This is a genomic window from Streptomyces sp. NPDC057474 (assembly GCF_042802555.1).
Lineage (GTDB): Bacteria > Actinomycetota > Actinomycetes > Streptomycetales > Streptomycetaceae > Streptomyces.
On record NZ_JBHVDX010000133.1, the window covers coordinates 1 to 18,087 of the forward strand.

14 protein-coding genes and 2 pseudogenes are annotated in these 18,087 nt (G+C 72.2%); 8 read left to right on the top strand and 8 right to left on the bottom strand.

What is annotated here, in order from left to right; genetic code table 11:
* Positions 1-22 precede the first annotated feature (22 nt).
* Both ACFU53_RS30140 and ACFU53_RS30145 read right to left on the bottom strand, forming a co-directional pair.
* Positions 23-310: a hypothetical protein gene (locus ACFU53_RS30140; protein ID WP_383999181.1), complete on the bottom strand. Its 288-nt coding sequence runs from the start codon at positions 308-310 to the stop codon at positions 23-25.
* A gap of 49 nt (positions 311-359) precedes the next feature.
* The gene (locus tag ACFU53_RS30145) at positions 360-656 is read right to left on the bottom strand and encodes a hypothetical protein (protein ID WP_383999183.1); all 297 of its coding nucleotides are present in this window, start codon (positions 654-656) and stop codon (positions 360-362) included.
* A 655-nt stretch (positions 657-1,311) separates the two neighbouring features.
* On the opposite strand from ACFU53_RS30145, the gene ACFU53_RS30150 reads away from it, so the two are divergent.
* Positions 1,312-5,526: a hypothetical protein gene (locus ACFU53_RS30150; protein ID WP_383999186.1), complete on the top strand. Its 4,215-nt coding sequence runs from the start codon at positions 1,312-1,314 to the stop codon at positions 5,524-5,526.
* A gap of 250 nt (positions 5,527-5,776) precedes the next feature.
* On the opposite strand, the gene ACFU53_RS30155 is transcribed toward ACFU53_RS30150, so the two are convergent.
* From ACFU53_RS30155 to ACFU53_RS30165, 3 genes are all read right to left on the bottom strand, one after another.
* Complete coding sequence (locus tag ACFU53_RS30155) at positions 5,777-6,274, bottom strand: hypothetical protein (RefSeq protein WP_383999189.1); 498 nt, start codon at positions 6,272-6,274, stop codon at positions 5,777-5,779.
* Positions 6,275-6,344: 70 nt separating this feature from the next.
* Positions 6,345-7,097 carry a TIGR03943 family putative permease subunit gene (locus ACFU53_RS30160; RefSeq protein ID WP_383999192.1) on the bottom strand — a complete coding sequence of 251 codons (753 nt, stop codon included), beginning with the start codon at positions 7,095-7,097 and terminating at the stop codon, positions 6,345-6,347.
* Complete coding sequence (locus ACFU53_RS30165; protein ID WP_383999195.1) at positions 7,094-8,077, bottom strand: permease; 984 nt, start codon at positions 8,075-8,077, stop codon at positions 7,094-7,096. Before ACFU53_RS30165 ends, ACFU53_RS30160 begins: the two co-directional genes overlap by 4 nt.
* Positions 8,078-8,243: 166 nt before the next feature.
* Between ACFU53_RS30165 and rpmF the strand changes: the two genes are divergently transcribed.
* Together rpmF and ACFU53_RS30175 are read left to right on the top strand one after the other, a co-directional pair.
* Positions 8,244-8,414, top strand: a complete 171-nt coding sequence (gene rpmF / locus ACFU53_RS30170) for a 50S ribosomal protein L32 (protein WP_383999198.1) — start codon at positions 8,244-8,246, stop codon at positions 8,412-8,414.
* A 31-nt stretch (positions 8,415-8,445) separates the two neighbouring features.
* Positions 8,446-8,700, top strand: a pseudogene (locus tag ACFU53_RS30175) (GTP-binding protein); the annotation flags it as partial.
* 7 nt (positions 8,701-8,707) lie between these two features.
* On the opposite strand, the gene ACFU53_RS30180 reads toward ACFU53_RS30175, so the two are convergent.
* Entirely contained in the window at positions 8,708-10,678 is a 1,971-nt protein-coding gene (locus ACFU53_RS30180; protein WP_383999200.1) for an NAD-binding protein, read from the bottom strand.
* Between the two features lie 340 nt (positions 10,679-11,018).
* On the opposite strand from ACFU53_RS30180, the pseudogene ACFU53_RS30185 reads away from it, so the two are divergent.
* From ACFU53_RS30185 to ACFU53_RS30195, 3 genes and pseudogenes are all read left to right on the top strand, one after another.
* Positions 11,019-11,733: pseudogene (locus tag ACFU53_RS30185) on the top strand (hypothetical protein).
* A 212-nt stretch (positions 11,734-11,945) separates the two neighbouring features.
* Positions 11,946-12,593: a sigma-70 family RNA polymerase sigma factor gene (locus ACFU53_RS30190; RefSeq protein WP_383999203.1), complete on the top strand. Its 648-nt coding sequence runs from the start codon at positions 11,946-11,948 to the stop codon at positions 12,591-12,593.
* Positions 12,594-12,608: 15 nt separating this feature from the next.
* Positions 12,609-12,845, top strand: a complete 237-nt coding sequence (locus tag ACFU53_RS30195; protein ID WP_383999206.1) for a hypothetical protein — start codon at positions 12,609-12,611, stop codon at positions 12,843-12,845.
* Positions 12,846-12,998: 153 nt separating this feature from the next.
* Here the strand turns inward: ACFU53_RS30195 and ACFU53_RS30200 are convergent, their stop codons facing one another.
* Positions 12,999-14,828: a prolyl oligopeptidase family serine peptidase gene (locus ACFU53_RS30200; protein ID WP_383999209.1), complete on the bottom strand. Its 1,830-nt coding sequence runs from the start codon at positions 14,826-14,828 to the stop codon at positions 12,999-13,001.
* A 120-nt stretch (positions 14,829-14,948) separates the two neighbouring features.
* Here ACFU53_RS30200 and ACFU53_RS30205 point away from each other — a divergent pair, with 120 nt between their 5' ends.
* Both ACFU53_RS30205 and ACFU53_RS30210 read left to right on the top strand, forming a co-directional pair.
* A complete protein-coding gene (locus tag ACFU53_RS30205) occupies positions 14,949-15,404 on the top strand; it encodes a nuclear transport factor 2 family protein (protein WP_383999212.1) in 456 nt (151 codons plus the stop codon).
* Between the two features lie 74 nt (positions 15,405-15,478).
* Positions 15,479-16,318, top strand: a complete 840-nt coding sequence (locus tag ACFU53_RS30210) for an SURF1 family protein (RefSeq protein ID WP_383999214.1) — start codon at positions 15,479-15,481, stop codon at positions 16,316-16,318.
* 130 nt (positions 16,319-16,448) lie between these two features.
* Here the strand turns inward: ACFU53_RS30210 and ACFU53_RS30215 are convergent, their stop codons facing one another.
* On the bottom strand, positions 16,449-17,882 hold the full coding sequence (locus ACFU53_RS30215; RefSeq protein ID WP_383999217.1) for a hypothetical protein: 1,434 nt from the start codon (positions 17,880-17,882) through the stop codon (positions 16,449-16,451).
* Positions 17,883-18,087 lie beyond the last annotated feature (205 nt).

An 18,087-nucleotide genomic window follows, 5' to 3' on the forward strand; every position in this document is an offset into this window, starting at 1 on the left:
CCCCCGAAGTGTTTGTGCCGGGTTATTCGCCGCCGGTTTTCACGCGGAAGCCTTTGGTCGAGTGCTCGGAGTCCAGCGTGTACTCGTGGATGGAGAACCCGTCGGGGGCCAGATTGAATCCGGGAAGCCGCAGCGCGCTCTCGATGCGCTGTTCGGCCAGCGCCCTGCTGGAATAGAGCCCCATAACCATGTAGCTGTCGTCGCGGTCGTCCCAGAAGAGCGGTTCGCCGTCCTCCATGAAGTCGGTGGTGACCTGGCTTTCCTCCGCCAGATGATGCCTGTGGACCAGGAGATGTACGGTCTTTTCCATGCCAGCCTCTCAGCAGCGTGCGGTCCGGACGATATGACGATGCAGGAGTTCAGTCTTCGACCGAGCCGTCCGGGCGTTCGGTGAAGTACCCGTCGGTCCACAGGTCTTCATCGATCTCCAGGGGCGATATGGTGAAACAGTCCGGCTCGTCACAGAACCCTGGAAGCTTCCTCGCTCTTTCGAGGTGGGCCTCGGCCGCCTCCCGGCGGGAATATATGCCGAGAATCCTCCATTCCTCCTCGTCCAGGTGCAGGCTTCCGTCCGCGTCCCGGTGGATGATCCGGCCGTCCTCCTCCACCGTGAGATGACGGACATGCCAGAGGACATGCGTCTCGATTCCACTCATCAGCTCACGTCCGCTTTTTCTTCTGTATTGACCGGCTTGGTCTTTGCGTGATCAGGGCCCCGTGCATCCGAAGTGGAATCGTCCCAGGTACCGATCTTCCGGGGCAACCGGACTGGCGGCGCAGGCCCGATTTGGCGTGCCATCAGCGAGTTTTCCGGAGTTTTCCGACCGACGAGACCTCGACCACCGAGAAGGGGAGGCGTCCGGACGCGCCCGGCAGTGCGCCTGTTTAGGAGGAGGTCGACATCGAGGGCGCCGTCGTCCGCGAGATTCCCGAAGGGGCGAGGGCCCTGCCAGTGCGCCCCGCCCGTGACCGCCGAGTCGATTCGTTCGGCACCGGTCCCTCCCCACGTGGGGACCGGTGCCGAACGGCGCGGGGGTGTCGATCCGTGTCAGGGGACGTGGATCGAGGTCGGTTGTGGAGCGGGGCGTCGCTGAGGATGGCCGGAAGTGTGCGGCATGATGGAACGTCTTTGCGGGCGCTACGCCGGTGACCTACGTGTGTGGTGCACCGGTGCGGGCTGCTCGGGCTGATCCTGCCAGTCGGGGGTGGTCGGGAGGAGGGTCCGGTGATCCGGTGACGGCTTTTCCGCAGGTCAGACATATAAGGTGAGTTTTCCGGTCCGGATGCCCAGGTAGCGGGAGAAGTTAAGGGGTGGATGCCTTGAGTCACGACTCAGGGGCACGCACGGCCTTCGCGGAACGTCTCGCGCTGCTGTACAAGGAAGCGGGCAATCCTCCCCTCAAAAGCGTCTCCGAGTCGGTCGTCCGGCTGCAGCGGGTCGACGAACGCGGGCGGCCCGTGCGGGTCTCCGCCCAGCGGATCAGCGACTGGCGGCGGGCCAGGAACGTGCCCGCGCAGTTCGCCGCCCTCGCCGCCGTACTGCAGGTCCTGATCCCCGAGGCCCGGCGCGCGCGGCCCGTCGCGGTGTCCAAAGGGCTGTACGACACGGCCCAGTGGCAGCGGCTGTGGGAGCGGGCCCTGGCCGATCCCGTCGGGGAGCGCCCGGCGGAGTCCGCGTCCGCCACGGCAGCAGCCGCGTCCGTCGCGACGATGGACGAGCACCCTCCCGGCGCGGGCTCGTCCCTGCCCGGCGGTGTCTGCCCCTACCGGGGGCTGGCCTCGTATCGGCAGCAGGACGCCCGGTGGTTCTTCGGGCGGGAGCGGAGTACCGACGCGCTCGTCGAGCAGTTGCGCGCGGCGGAACGCACGGGTGGCCTGGTCATGCTCGTGGGCGCCTCGGGCGCCGGGAAGTCCTCCCTGCTGAACGCCGGGGTCGTGCCCGCGGTGCGCGGCGGGGCTCTGGACGGTGGCGGCAGCCAGGTGGGTGCGGGGCACGCGGGCGGCCGGAGGACCGGCGAAGTGCTGCAGCTCGTGCCGGGTGCCGATCCGATCGGGGAGCTGACCCGTCGAATACCGGAGCTGGGGCGGGTCGTGTCCGCCGCGTACGAGCCCGGTACGCCGATGTTCGCCGACGCGGTGCGGGAGGCCGTCGCCGCGTGGGTGCGGCGACGAGAGACCGCCGACGACGGCAACGCGGCCTCCGCCCCCAACCGCACGCCTGCACCCAACGGCCCTTCGCCCCACGGCACTCCCCCGCCCACTTCCACGGCATCCCCCACCGGCGCCACCTCCCCCACCGAATCCCCTGCCCCCACCCCCACCCGCCCCGTCCTGATCGTCGACCAGTTCGAAGAGGCCTTCACCCTCTCCTCCGACGAAGCGGACCGGCGGACGTTCCTCCAGCTGCTCAGTGCGGCGTGCACCCCGGGGGAGGCGGGCGGGCCGGCGCCTCTGGCCGTGGTGCTCGGTGTTCGTGCGGACTTCTACGAGCAGTGCCTCGGGTATCCGGAGCTGGCGGACGCGTTGCAGCACCGGCACATGGTGCTGGGGCCGTTGACGACGGCGGAGCTGCGGGAGGCGGTGACGGGGCCGGCCAAGGCCGTGGGGCTGGAGCTGGAGCCGGGGCTCGCGGAGCTGATCGTGCGGGAGGTGAGTGCGGACGGGCCGCGCGGGGCACACGACGCGGGCGTGCTGCCGCTGCTGTCGCACGCCCTGCTTGTGACGTGGCAGCGGCGGAAGGCGGGGCGGCTGACGCTGGCCGGGTACCGGGCGGCGGGCGGTATCCAGGGCGCGGTGGCGGCGACCGCCGAGCGGGCCTGGTCGGGGCTGGACCCGGCGGCCCGGACGGCCGCGCGGCTGCTGTTGCTACGGCTGGTCCGGCTGAACGAGGACACGCAGGCCACGCGGCGTCGGGGCACGCGGCGGCAGCTCGCGGACGGGTCGGCGGACCCGGAGAAGACGGAGGAGTCGCTGGAGGCGATGGTCCGCGCCCGGCTGCTGACGCTCGACGCGGAGACCGTGGAGATCACCCACGAGGCGCTGCTGCACGCCTGGCCCCGGTTGCGGGGGTGGATCGACGAGGGGCGCAACGATCACCTGCTGCGGCAGCGGCTGGAGGAGGACGGCCGGGCCTGGGAGGACTCCGAGCGCGACTCCTCGCTGCTCTACCGGGGCTCGCGCCTCGAACAGGCGCACACCTGGGCGAAGTCCACCAAGGACGCCGGAGACAGTGGGGGCACCTTCCTGACCCGGAGCGCGGTGGAGTTCCTGGCCGCCTCGGTCCGGCTGCGCCGGCGTACGGTCCGGATCAGGCGGAGCGCCGTGGCGGCGCTGGTGGCATTCGCCCTGGTGGCCGTCGGCTCGGCGGTGGTGGCGTGGCAGCAGCGCAACGACGCGGTGTTCGAACAGGTGGTCGCCCAGGCCGATCGCGTCCAGTACTCGGATCCGTCGCTCTCCGCCCAGCTCGACCTGGTGGCGCACAGTCTGCGGCCGGACGACGAGGGCACGAACAACCGGCTCGTCTCGATCGTCAACGCGCCCCTGGCCACCCCGCTCCTCGGCCACGGAGGTGCGGTCTACCTCACCTCGTTCAGCCCGGACGGGAAGTACCTGGCCACCGCCAGCTACGACCGGACCGTACGGCTCTGGGACGTGGCGGACCCGTCCCGGCCCAAGGCCCTGGGCAAGCCGCTCACCGGGCACACGAGCTGGGTGAGCAGCGCGGTCTTCGCTCCGGACGGCCGTACGCTCGCCAGCGCCGGCGACGACGGCACGATCCGGCTGTGGGACGTACGGGATCCGCGTGCTCCACGGAAGCTGGGCGCACCGCTGACCGGGCACGACGGCACGATCTTCCTGCTCGCCTTCAGCCCGGACGGGAAGACGTTGGCGTCCGTGGGCGAGGACCAGACCGTGCGGCTGTGGGACGTGAGCGACCCGGCGCACGCGACGGAGCTCGGCGCGCCGCTCACCGGGCACAGCGCTCCCGTACGCGCCGTGGCGTTCAGCCCGGACGGGAAGACGCTGGCTACCGGGGGCGACGACAACACGATCAGGCTGTGGGACGTGGCCGATCCGCGTGATCCCGCGCCCCTCGGCACGGTGCTCGAGGGCCATACGAGCCTGGTGCACTCGCTGGCCTTCAGTCCCGACGGGCGGACGCTGGCCAGCGGCAGCTCGGACAACACGGTCCGGCTCTGGGACGTGGCCGAGCCACGGCGGGCGAGCGCGGTCGGGGCGCCGCTCACCGGGCACACCGGCCCCATCTGGTCCGTGGCCTTCAGTCCCGGCGGGGGGCTGCTCGCCGCCGCCAGCGCGGACAGTACGGCGAGCCTGTGGAACGTGGAGGACCCGGCGTACCCGTCGCAGGTCGGCGAACCCCTGGCCGGGGCCAGCGGCGAGATGTTCGCCCTGGGGTTCAGCCCCGACGGCCGGACCCTCGCCACCGGAAGCGGTGACAGCAAGGTCCGGCTGTGGTCGGTACCGACCTCGGACATGGTCGGCCGGAACGGAGTGTTCCGGCCGGACGGGCGGGTGCTGGCCACGGCCGGGCGCGACGGCCTGATCCGGCTGTGGAACGTGGCGGAGCCCGGCCGGCCTGTGCTGCTGGGGGAACCGTTCACCCTCGAGGACAGCGGCAATCGCTCCCTGGCCTTCTCGCCCGACGGCCGCACTCTCTCGATCGTGGCCGGAAACCGGGCGCTGTATCTGTGGGACGTCAGCGACCCCGCCCGCCCGGTCCTGCGGGGCTCGCCCCTCACGCTGCGCATCCGGTACACCGACGCGCAGGCCTACAGCCCGGACGGGCGCGTCCTGGCCACCTCCTACGGCGACCACGACGTCCAGCTGTGGAACGTCAGTGACCCGTCCCACGTCGTCCCGCTCGGCAAGCCCCTCACCGGCCACAAGGGCTACATCCTCGCCCTCGTCCTCAGCCCGGACGGCCGCACGCTCGCCAGCGGCAGCGCGGACGGCACCATCCGGCTGTGGAACGTGGCCGACCCGGACCGGTCCACCCGGCTCGGCGGACCTCTCACCGCCCATCGCGGCGCGGTCAGCGACCTCGTCTACAGCCCGGACGGCAAGACGCTGGCCAGTGGTGGCGGCGACGACACGGTCAGGCTCTGGGACGTCTCCGACCCCGGCGAGGCGACCCGGCTGGGGTCCCCGCTCATCGGCCACACCGAGGCGGTCGTGTCGCTGACCTTCAGCCCGGACGGCCGGACCCTGGCCAGCGGCGGCAACGACAGCACCGTCCACCTCTGGGACGTCACCCGCCCCGCCGACGCCTCCCCCATCGGCCGGTCGATGAGCCCCAACGCCAGGACCGGCCACTTTCTGTCCTTCAGCCCCGACAGCCACATGCTCGGGGTGTCCAGCGGCGCCGACACGGTACGGCTGTGGAATCTGGACGTCGACGACGCCGTACACCACATCTGCTCGACGACGCGCGGGGTGCTCACGCGGGAGAAGTGGGACGAGTACCTGCCTCGGCTGTCGTACGAGCCGCCGTGTGAGGGTGCCTGAACAAACGTTTGGGCGGGTCGGGGCGGAGCTAACAAACGTTTGGGCGGGTCGGGGCGGAGCTAACAAACGTTTGGGCGGCACCCCAAACAGTCGCCTAACAAACGTTTGGCCAATCAGAGCCACCCACGTGATCCCGATCACAACTTGTCATCGCAGTCGAGCAGTCGGCTCCCGTCCTACGAGCAGCCTTGTTAGCCTTGGCCATAGCCCGGTCGCTGGTGCATCCCCCGTCGCCAGCGACCGGGCCCTTTCATGCCTCCGACGCCCCCGGCCGGCCGCCGCCCGCCGCGGCGAGCCAGTGGGCGATCCTGCGGACGGTCGTCTCGTCGAGTTCGTCCACAACGGCTTGTACGGCGGCCAGGTCGTCCGGTGCGAGGTCGTAGAGGCCCGCCTTGCCCAGCCCGGCCATCAGCACCTGTTGCCGCCGGTCGGTCAGGCGCTCTTCGCGCTTGCCGGGTTCACCGCCGGGGGCCCTGACGTCTCCGGGCCGCGGTTGCGGCGGGGCGGCGGCCGGCGAGTCGTGCCGCTCCCACTCCCCGCCCCTCGGACCCCACAGCGTGACGACCGGATCGGCGCCGCGTGCCCTCAGGGTCTGGGCCATCTCGCCCATCGCGTACGCCACCGGGAAGCGGTACCGCGACTCCGCGCCCACGCGCCAGGAGACCGAGGAGGGCTCGTAGAACATCGCGACCCAGCGCGGGGTGCCGGGCGGCTGCGGGCTCTCGGGGCGTGTCTGCACGGGGCTCATCCCTTCGGATACGGCGTTGCGGGCGCACGATATCTGACGGCCCGTCAGCTATCCAGGGCGCCGCCGCGCCTCAGCCGTTCCAGGCCTCGTCGTACGGATCCTGGGGTGCCTTGACCGGCTTGGTGGTGGTGACGTGGAGGTACGGGACGGCGGTGCCGTTGAGCGGGTCCTTGGTCCGCTTCGGGGTGTAGGTGCCGGTGACCTCGATCCAGGTGTCGGGCTGGAGGACGGCCGGGAGTTCGCCGGTGAGGGCGATCTTGACGGGCTGGGCGTCGGCGGCACAGCAGTTGAGGGCCATACGGACGAGGTACGGGGTGCCGGAGTCGTCGAACGCGAGGAAGCCGGTGACCTTGAGCGGGCGGCCGGCGAGGGCGCGGCCCTTGTCGTAGACCGCGCGGCCTGCGTAGTCGGCGACGCTCAGCCGGAGGGGGCCGTCGGCGGGGAGGGTGGGGTAACCCCAGGGCTGCTGCTGGAGGGCCGCGCCGGTGCGCATCGCGGTGTAGGAGCCGGCCGCGGGCGGGGCGACCAGGACGAGGGCGAGGAGGGGGAGGACGAGGAGCCAGGAGACCCGGGGTTCGTGATGGGTGTGCTCTTCGTGATGGGTGTGCTGCTCGTCATGGGTGTGCTGCTCGTCGTCCTGTCGCCGCGCCCGGCGTTCGTACCAGACCGTGGCGACGGCGGCGGCTATGAGGACGATGCCCGCGCCGATGAGGAGGGGGCGGAGGCCGGCCTTGACGTAGCGGAGGTAGAGGTCGGTGAAGCCGGCGTGGAGGAGGGCGCCGCCGGTGAGGAAGAGGATGACGGTCTGGGCCTGACGGTTCACAGCAGCACCGCCCCGACGAGGGCCGACACCAGGATCGCCAGGGCGAAGGTGGCGGGGGCGAAGCGGAGCGCGAAGGCGCGGCCGAAGGTGGCGGTCTGCATGGCGAAGAGTTTCAGGTCGATCATCGGGCCGACGACCAGGAAGGCCAGCCGGGAGGTCAGGGAGAACTGGGTCAGGGAGGCCGCCACGAACGCGTCCGCCTCCGAGCAGATCGAGAGGAGTACGGCCAGGACCGCGAGGGCGAGGATCGCGATGACGGGGTTGTCGGCGGCGGCGTTCAGCCAGCTCGCCGGGACGACCGCCTTGAGCGTGGCCGCCGCCATCGCGCCGACGACCAGGAATCCGCCCGCGTGCATCACGTCGTGCCGCACCGAGCCCCAGAAGGCCGCGCCCTTGCTCTGGCCCTCGTAGGACGGCCGCTCCGGCGGGCGCATCCATTCGCCGCGCCCCAGCCATTGCCACAGCCAGCCCATCGCGCAGGCCACCAGCAGGCTCGCCACGAGCCTGGCCAGCACCATCTCGGGGTTCCCCGGGAACGCCACGGCGGTCGCCGTCAGGACGATCGGGTTGATGGCGGGGGCGGAGAGGAGGAAGGCGAGCGCCGCCGCGGGCGTCACACCCCGGCGTACGAGGGCGCCCGCCACCGGCACCGAGGCGCACTCGCACCCCGGCAGCACCACACCGGCCATGCCCGCCGCCGGCACCGCCAGCGCAGGCCGCTTCGGCAGCGCGCGGGCGAAGAACGACGCCGGCACGAACACCGCGATGGCCGCCGACAACAGCACCCCGATGACCAGGAACGGCAGGGCCTGCACGACCACCGCCACGAACACCGTCATCCAGCTCTGCGTCACGGGTGCGGACAGCAGACCGCGCAGGGGGCCCTGCGCCACCACGGCCAGGACGAGCAGCATGGTGAGGAGGAGGGGTGGGTCGAGGTGCCGACCGCGCTGGGGGGCTTCTTCCTTGGTTGTGGCCACGGGGGACGGTACCTCCGTAGGGAACGGCTGTGCTGGGCGGGTCTGTTCGGCCCTCCCTTGTCATACGGCGCCCGGGGCGAGGTTGCTCACGGCGCTGCCGCCTTCTTTTAGTAATGGGATCCATTTTCATGTAGCGTTCCGATCCATCACCTGTGGAGGAGGACCCATGGCCGTACCCAAGCGGAAGATGTCCCGCAGCAACACCCGTCACCGTCGCGCCCAGTGGAAGGCGAGCACGCCGCAGCTGGTGCCGTTCACGGTCGGTGGCGCCACGCACCTCGTACCGCAGCGGCTGCTGAAGGCGTACGAGCGCGGGCTGATCCACCCCGAGGGCTGAGGGCCCGGCCATGGCGTACGAACAGCTGCCGACGCTCGCGAGCCGGCCGCGCGTTGTCGGGCTGTGGTCCCGGGCCGGGTCCGTCGCCCGCTTCGAGCCGTCCGCCGCACGGGACGACGAGGCACCGTACGCACAGGAGCCATTGTTCATCGGGACAGGGTTGCGGGCGGGTGCGCTGCGCTCGGCTTTGGCCGGCTGTCTGGTGGGCTCGGGTGAGGTTCATTCTGCGGCGGCCCTCGACGATCCGTTTCCCGCGTGGGACACGTACGGGATCGTCTGCGGGTGAGTGGGGGCTACGCCCCCGTCGTCGCCCGCCTTCCCAACAGCTCCGCCAGACCCCGCCGCGTGGCCGCCAGCACTACGCGGTCCTCGGCGCGGAGGACGTATGTGGGCGGCAGGTCCCAGACCAGGCCCGAGGCCGAACCCGGTGTCCGCTCGGTGGCGGAGTCCCCCGGGGCGGCCGTGTCGAGCGCCAGCACGCGCCACGCCCCCGCCCGGAAGGCCTCGGCGACGGTTCGGCCCTCCAGGCGGGGGTGGCCGCGGACCTCCACGGCGGCGAAGAGGAGGACGCGGCGCTCGACGGGGATCGCGCCCAGGATCTGGCGGCCCATCATCGCGCCGGCGAAGGCGGGGGCGGCGAGATGGGTGACGCTGCGGCTACGGGTGAGGGCGCCCGGGTGGGCGGCGCGGAGGGTGCGGTAGACGGCGGTGGCGAAGTCGTCGTCGTAGAGGCGGAGGACGACGCGCAGGTCGGGGCGTACCGAACGGGCGTACAGGCCGGCTTCGAGGTTCGTCGTGTCGGAGCTGGTGACGGCGAGGAGTGCGTGGGCGCGGTGGATCTTGGCAGCCTCCAGGACGCCCTCCTGGGTCACGTCGCCGAGGATGACCGGCACCCGTAGGCGACGGGCCTCCGCGAGGCCGCGCGCCTCGGGGTCCTCCTCGACGCAGACGACCGGGATGTGGAGTTCGCGCAGGCGCGCGAGCACGCGGGTGCCGATCTTGCCGAGGCCGAGGAGGACGACGTGTCCGGAGAGACCGCGCGGCGGCTTGCGGAGGGCGGTGCCGCTGCGGAAGGTGCCGAGGGCCTCCAGCACGGCGGCCAGGAGCACGGGCAGGAGGAGTAAGCCCATCAGGCCCGACAGGAGTTGGAGGATCTGGCGGGAGTCGCTCTGGTCGGTCGCCGGGTCGGCGATCCCGAAGAGGTCGAGGAGGGTCGCGTACGTCGCCTGGAGCGGGTGTTCCCCGGTGATCACTATCTGGGCGACGGCGAGGGCGAACACACACGCGATCATCCCCGCGAGGGACCAGCGCAGCCGTCGCGAGAGCAGCGACCCGAACGCCCCGAAGGCCCCGAGCGACCCGCCGCTCACCCGGCCCGGCGGCAGCGCGGGTCCCGCGTAGCGCACGGTGTCGAGTACGACGGTTCCGCGCCCGGTGGCTTCGGCCACCGCCCGCTCGTCGGGCAGGAGTTGGGGGCCGCGCTCCCCGCTACCCTCGGAACCCTCGGTTCCGGCGGGGTCGTTGGTGGTGGCCGACAGGAGCGCGAGCGTGCACAGGCCTCCCGGGCTCTGACCGCCTCGGCCCGGCGGGCGTTCCACGGCCCGCAGCATCAGTCCGTCCGTCTGGACGACCTTGGTGGTGCCGGCGACGGCGGTCGCCGCCAGCGCGGGCGCGGCGGTGTCGGCGTCGGAGAGGACGGTCGTCGAGGCACCGAAGCCGTCGACCCCGTCGGCGGCGGCGCCGCCCGTCGCCAACGCCGAGGCCTGGTCGAGGAGTTCCTCGATGTGCTGCCCCAACCGGCGGTTGTAGAGCCGCAGGACGAGCCGCAGGCGCGGGTTGAGGCGCCGGGCGGTGAGGGCCGCGCGGATGTTGGTCTCGTCGTCGTCGTACACGAGTGCCAGCGCGGCGGCCCGCTCCACCCCGGCCTCGGCGAGCACGGCCTCGGTGGCCTCTCCGGCCTCCAGGACCCGTTCGCCGCCGTCCCGGGTGTTCCTGTCCCCGCCCCGGTCGCCCCGGTCGCCCCGGTCGCGGTCGCCGCGTTCTCCGGTCCGGTCGCCGGCCGCCGGATCGCCGGCGCCGGCGGCCCGGTTGACCACCGCCGTCACCCGGTCGAGGAGCGCGGCAGCGGTCCGGGCACGCCCGACGACCGGCCGCTGCGCGATCCGCGCGGTGGGCGGCACGACGAGCGTCACCTGTTCCCGGTACACGGTGCGCAGTTCGGCGGCGAGCCGGTGCGCCAGCCCGTCGTCGCCGCAGACGACCATATGTGCGCCGGAGTCAGCGGTCGGCCTGCTCCGCCGGCTCGGAACGAGCTGCCGGCCCGCGCCGACCGGACCGGACGGTGTGCCCGGGCCGGCCGGGTCGGCCGGACCCGCCTGTCTGCCCGGACCGGTACGGCTGTTCTGCTGCGAAGGGCTCCCCACAAGGCAGAAGACTGCCTCATCGGCACGGCCGGTTCCTGCGTGATCCGGATCACAGTTGGTGGTGTGAGTGCGACGGCGGGTGGAAATCCGTACTCAAGGAGGACGGGGTGACGGCGGTGTCCGGATGCGAGGATGGGGCGCCATGACCACAGGGTGGGGTTCGCGCACGACACGCGCCGCGATGTTCGCGGCCGTCTGTGTGCTGCTCGCCGCCCTGGGCCACGTGATGATGTCCGGCAGCCACGTTCCCTGGTGGGCGTTGGCCGCCGGGGCCGCCGCGACCGGTGCCGTCGGCTGGTGCCTGGCCGGACGTGAGCGCGGGCTCCCGCTGGTCACCTCCGTCGTGATCGCCGCCCAGACGGCCCTCCACTTGGGCTTCGAGCTGGCACAGTCGTCGGCCCCGATGGCTGCCAACGGCCATATGAGCTCGATGAGTTGGACGGGCTCGACGAGTTCGACGGGCTCGGCAGGGCTCATGGACATGGGTTCCGCCCACATGGTTCACACGGTCCACACGGGTGCGGCCGGTCACATGGACCATGTGGACCACACCGGGTACCTCCTGGACGGCTCGTCCGCGTCCTCCTCATCGCTCCTGTCCTCGCTCGCGTCCATGTACGCGTCCTCGTCCGGCATGTTCGCCGCGCATCTGCTGGCCGCGTTGCTGTGCGGTCTGTGGCTGGCGTACGGCGAACGCGCGGCCTTCGGGCTGCTGCGGGCCGTGGCCGGCTGGCTGGCTGGCCGCGCCGCTGCGGCTGTCGCTCGCACTGCCCGTCGCGGCGGAGCGGCCCCGCCCCCGCGTGCGCCGCGGCCGTTCGGACCGTTCACCGCGCCGGCTCCTTCTCGTCCATGTCATCACCTCTCGGGGTCCGCCCGCCGGGACCGCTGTCAGCTGACGACAGCCGGTGACCCGAGGCAGCCACCACGGCTCGCGCTTCGGGCTTCGGCCGTACGCCGCCCCCGCGCGTGCCGTACGGCCGGCTTCCCTTCCTCACCGGACCGCCGGACGCGTTCCCACGTACCCACACGCACGCCCGTCTGTCTCTGTACGGCTGTGCGGCGTGCGGCTGTGTGCGCTCACGTGACCGTGTCGGTGGTCCGGTCCCGGATGCCCCGAGAAGGACACCAGGTGATCACCCTTACTCCCCTGCCCGCGTCGGTCCCGCAGGCCCGGTCGACGACCGACGAGTCCATAACCGCCTGGGCGCTCGCCGCCCGCGGCGGGGACCCGGAGGCCGTCGAACGGTTCGTCGGCGCGCTCCACCGTGACGTCCAGCGGTTCGTCGCCCACCTCTGCGCGGACCCCCAGGCGGTGGACGACCTCGCCCAGGACACGTTCCTGCGGGCGCTCGGCAGCCTGCACCGGTTCGAGGGGCGCTGCTCCGCCCGTACGTGGCTGCTGTCCATCGCCCGGCGGGCGGTGACCGACAGCTTCCGGTACGCGGCGGCCCGGCCCCGGCTGTCCGACGTACCGGACTGGCGGCTGGCCGTCGAGCACGCCCAGCCGCGCTGGCTGCCCGGCTTCGACGACGGCGTCGCGCTCGCCGATCTGCTGGGCGCGCTGCCCGAGGAGCGGCGTGAGGCGTTCCTCCTCACCCAGATGCTGGGGCTGTCCTACGAGGACGCGGCGGAGCTGACCGGGTGCCCGATCGGGACGGTGCGGTCCCGCGTGGCCCGGGCTCGGGCCACGCTCGTACAGCTGTTGGCGGCGGCGGAGGGGGCTCGGGGGGACGAGGACGTGTTGGTGGCCGCCTGAGAGGCGCCCTCGACGTTGCCTGGGGACGATCGCGAGCGGGGAGCCCGCCACCAGTGCTTCCACGGCGAGCACATGCGCCTCGGCGGCGGCGTCGGCGACGTGGACGGCGTCGGCGACGTGGACGGTGTCCACGCGGTCGGCGCCCGTTCCGGGCAGCAGCAGTCGTCCCCACCGGCCCCCGCGGCGCAGGCCCGGCAGCAGATGCGGCTCGCCGTCGCCCCACATCAGGGGGGGCGCAGGGGGGCACGGTGACGACCCCGAGCCGATCAGCCACCCGCCAAGGGGCGCGGGGAACTGCGCGACCAGCCCCCGCCCATCCGCGGATGGGCGACCAACCGGAGCGGGGGCGAAGGGGCGGCAGCCCCTGGGGAACGGGACGGGTAGGGGCGGCGGGGGCGATGATCGCTAGGCGCGTACCCCCAGGTGGCGTTCGGCGAAGTCCAGCTCCAGCCGGATCTGTTTGATGCGCTCGTCGACGACCAGGGAGCCGTGGCCGGCGTCGTAGCGGTAGACCTCGTGGACGGCGGAGCGGGCGGCGAGCCGGTCCACGTAGTTGTCGACCTGGCGGATGGGACAGCGGGGGTCGTTGACGCCTGCGGAGATGTAGACGGGGGCTTTCACCGCGTCGACGTACGTCAGGGGCGACGAGGCCTCGAAACGCTCGGGGACCTCCTCGGGCGTGCCGCCCAGGAGGGTGCGGTCCATGGCCTTGAGCGCCTCCATCTCGTCGTGGTACGCGGTGACGTAGTCCGCGACGGGGACGGCGGCGATGCCGAGCGTCCAGGCGTCCGGCTCGGTGCCGAGCCCGAGGAGGGTGAGGTAACCGCCCCAGGAGCCGCCGGTGAGGATGAGCCGCTCGGGATCGGCGAAACCGGAGGTCACCGCCCACTCCCGGACCGCCGCGATGTCCTCCAGCTCGATCAGGCCGACCCGGTGCTTGAGGGCGTCGGTCCAGGCGCGGCCGTAACCGGTGGAGCCTCGGTAGTTGATGCGGATCACCGCGTACCCGTGGTCCAGCCAGGCGGCCGGTCCCGCCGCGAAGGCGTCGCTGTCGTGCCAGGTCGGGCCGCCGTGGATGTCGAAGACGGTGGGGTACGGGCCGGACACTCCCGCCGGGCGCTGGACGAGGGCGTGGACGCGGCCGCCCGGTGTGTCCACCCACACGTCCTCCACCACCACCGAGCCGGGGGACTTCAGGCCCGGCGGGTCGAGGACCACCTCGCCCGTGGTGGAGCGGACGACCGGCGGTTCGGCGGCCGAGGACCACAGGTACTCGACGCTGCCGTCGGGGCGGGCCGTGGCCCCGGAGACCGTGCCTCGCGGGGTGTCCACGCGCTCCAGGCCGCGGGACGCCAGGTCGTAGCGGAACAGCTCGCTGCGGGCCTCGAAGCTGTGGGCGACGAGCAGGGCGGAGCCGTCCGGATACCACTCGGCGCTCAGGTCGCCCTCCAGCCGTCCGGAAAGTCCGAGGTCGGTCTCCTCGCCGGAGGCCACGTCCCAGACGAGCGGTTCCCAGCGACCGCCCCGCTGGTGGCCGATGAGCAGCCGGGTGTCGCCGTCGACGGGGGCGAAGCCCATCACCTCCAGGCCCAGCTCGATCGTGCCGCCCTTGGTGTCGTCGAGCTCGGCGACCGTCCTGCCGTCCGGCTGGACCACGCGCAGCGCCGAGTGCATCGCGTCGCCGTGCTCGGTGTGCTCGATCGCGATCAGCGAGCCGTCGTGCGAGAGGTCGCCGACGCCGGCCGACTCACGGTGGCGGTAGATCTCGACGGGGGTCTCGCCCTGCCGGGACAGATGGATCGTGGAGCCGTCCTCGTCCGTGGAACGGCCGACGATCGCCGTACGGCCGTCGCGGCCGATCGCCAGGCCCGCCGGATACGACGGGTCCAGACCCGGTGCCGCCTCCTCGTCCGGGCCGCCGTGGAACGGCTGGCGGCGCCAGACGCCGAACTCGTCGCCGTCCTTGTCGTCGAACCACCAGATCCACTCACCGTCGGGCGAGAGCACGCCGTCCGTCGTGCCGTTGGCCCGGTTCGTGGCCTGGCGCTGCTCGCCGGTGGCGCGGTCCCACGCGTACAACTCGTATGTGCCAGTGGCGTTGGAGACGAACAGCGAGCGATGCGGTGCGTCCTCCGCCCAGTCCGGCAGGGACACCCTCGGCGCCCGGAACCTCTTCTCCCAGTCGGGCATGGACCCGCTCTGCTCCTGCGGGGTGGACCCGTTGCTCTCAGTCATGGCCCCATACTGCCCCGCCCGCACGACAATGTGCCGCCGAGGTCCCCAGCCTGTGGATAACTTCGGCTCCCGACGGGTTCGCCCGGGCCGATTGTCAGTGGCCGGGTGCAGACTCACCCCATGGCCTCAACGACCCCAACGACTTCAGGGACTTCAGGGACTTCAGGGACTTCAGGGAACGATCTACGCAAGACCGTCGAGAGTTTCTGGGCCGCCGCCGAGGGCCGGGACTGGGCCGCGTTCGCCGAGACGCTGGCGGAGGGCGTCGTGTACGAGTTGCCGCAGACGCGGGAGCGGATCCTCGGCAGGGAGCGGTATGTGGAGTTCAACCGGGAGTATCCGGGCGACTGGCACGCCCGGATCGAGCGGATCGTCGCGGAGCCGGGGCACATAGGGGAATCCTGGCAGCCGGGGCAGGTCGTCAGCTGGGTGCACGTCACCGTGGGGCTGGAGGAGATGTACGCGATCTCCTTCTTCACGGGGGACGCGGACGGCCGGATAACCACGGTCACCGACTTCTGGCCCGAGCCGTACGAGCCGCCGGCCGGGCGTGAGCACCTCGTCGAGAGGTACTGAGCGGCGGTCCGCGGTGGCTGTGGGGGCCGACCCCGCGGCGGGGCGCCCGGCGCGGGCACCGTACGGTGGAAGGCGTGTACCGGTTTCTGCTGACGCCCCGATGGTGGGGGATCAACGTCTTCGTGCTGCTCGCCATCCCTTTCTGCGTGCTCATGGGGTCGTGGCAGCTGAGCCGGTTCGAGGACCGGATGCAGGACCATCGTGCGGCGACCGAGCGGATCGATCCGGCGGACCGGGCCCCGGCACGGCCGCTGGACGAGCTGCTGCCGGTGGACAAGGAGACCTCCGGCGAGCTGGCCACCGTGACCGGGCGGTACGGCGAGCAGCTCCTCGTGCCGAACCGTGAGGTGGACGGCAAAAACGGCTTCTATGTGCTGACGCTGCTGCGCACCGACGAGGACAAGGCCCTGCCCGTCGTACGGGGCTGGCTGCCCGGCGCCGCGGACCCCGACCGGGCCCCGGCCGCACCCACCGGTGAGGTCACCGTCACCGGTTCGCTGCAGGCGTCCGAGACCCCGGGGTCGAACGGCGTGCCCGTCCAGGGCGGGCTCCCGGCCGGGCAGACCTCGGCGATCAGCGCGGCGACGCTGGTGAACCTCGTGCCGGACGACCTGTACGACGCCTGGATCACGCTCGACAAGGCCGACTCGGGCATGAAGACCGTGCCCGCAACCACCCCGCAGGACACCGGGCTCGACCTCAAGGCCTTCCAGAACCTCGGCTACACCGGCGAGTGGTTCGTCTTCGCCGGCTTCGTCGTCTTCATGTGGTTCCGCCTGGTCCGCCGCGAGGTCGAGTTCATCCGGGACGCGGAACTGGGCCTGGTCCCGGACGACGACCAGCCGGATGAGAACGAGCCGAACGAGACCCGCCCGGTCGAGCCCCACTCCCGGGAAGCCGAGCCCGCCAAGTAGGACCGGCGAGGAAGACTCAGGCGGGTCTGCTGACCGACAAAAGACCTCGGTCATCACCGCCAGAACCGCCACGCGCCGACGGAACCGGCGAGCACCGCGCGGTCCGGCGGTGCTCCCGGTGCGCGTTCGTTCAGGCGCCCGCCAACAGGCCCGTCCGGTAGACCACGCCCGCGCAGGCGTTGGTGACGGTCGTCGTGAAGGTGGCGATGCCGCCCTCGGTGCTGTGGGAGACGAGGACGCTGCCGTCGTCGACGCCGCCGTCCTCGGTGACGAGCTGGGTGGAGACGGAGTTGGAGCCGTCGGTGGTGGTGCCGGGGGTCGCCTCCCCCGTGGGCGTCGGGTCCGGTGACGGGTCCGTGCCGCCGGTGCCGCCGTCGGTCGTACCGCCGCTGGTGGTGGTGGGACAGGGCTCGGAAGGCACCCAGGCGAACTGCACCTCGTACGCCGCTCCCGGCGCCAGCACCAGCTGGGTCAGGGACAGCGACGGGTCGGGCAGTCCGGCCGCCACGTCGCCTGCGACATGGTTCGCCACGGTGATCTTCGATCCGTCCGCGGCACCCTGCGGGAGGGTGCTCACGCCGCCCGCGCCGGTGACCGTACAGCTGGTGCCGGAGATGTTGGAGACGCGGAACGTGCCGTAGACGGCGCCGCTGGAGTCCGGTGCACCCACGCTGGCGCCGCCGCCGAGCTGGATCCCCGTGCACAGGGTGGAGGCAGCGCTCGTGGGCGTCGCCTGGGCGCCGCCCGTGGAGCTGTTGGTCTCGCCCTTGCCCTTGTCGCCCTTGTCCTTGCCGCTGTCCTTGTCGGACTGCTTGGAGCCGCCGGAGGAGCCGCCCGACGAACCGTCCCCGCCGGTCTGCCCCTTGGACTGGCCGGCGGTCCCCTGCGTGTGCGAGCCGTTGCCCATGATGGAGGGGTTGACGTCGGAGCCGGTGGAGTTGGAGACGTGGACGAGGGCCGGGATCGCCGTGCCGATGAAGAGCGCGGCGGCAGCCATGCCGACGACGGCCTGCCGCTTGCGCGCCCGCCGCGCCGGTACCGCCCGCCGCAGATGCTCCAGGGTGCCGTCCCGCGGCTCGATCTCCGCCACCGCGTGCTGCAGCAGATTGCGCAGCACCAGCTCGTCGTCCGACTCGAACCCGCCCATCCCCTTCGGACTCGAGCCGTTCGAACCCGAGCCGCCGGAACCCGCGCCGCCCGACCGCAGGCCGCCGGACCGCAGGCCCACCGAGCGCAGGGCGCCGAAGCGCAGCCCGTCGACATCCAGCTCGGCCGTACCCGAGTCGTCCGTAAGCGAGTCGTTGGTACCCGAGGCGCCCGTACCCGAGGCGCCCGTACCCGAGGCGCCCGTACCCAGGTCAGCCGAATTCAGGTCGGCAGACCCCGAGTCACCCGAACGCGAGTCGCCCGAAAGCGGGTCACTCGAAAGCGGACCGTCCGAAAGCGGACCGTCCGAAAGCGGGTCGTCCGAACGCACGTCGTCCGTACCCGAGTCGTCCGGAGAGCGGCCTTCGAGATGCCGGCCCTTGGGGTGGGGGCCTTGTTCTTCGGGGCCGTGATTCACAGTTCCGTTCCCAGCGTGCGATTGCGTTTCTTCGTGCTCTTCGAGCCCGCGCCCCCCGACGCGCCCGTCCGACCCGCGCTGTTCCGCGCGTTCGTCCCCGCGCTCCTCGGCGCGTTCGTCATCGTCCCGGCGTCCCCAGGAGGCACGCCTCCGGGCACCGAGCTCATCACGCCCGTCGCGCCCGTCGGGTCCGTCGTCCCTGCCG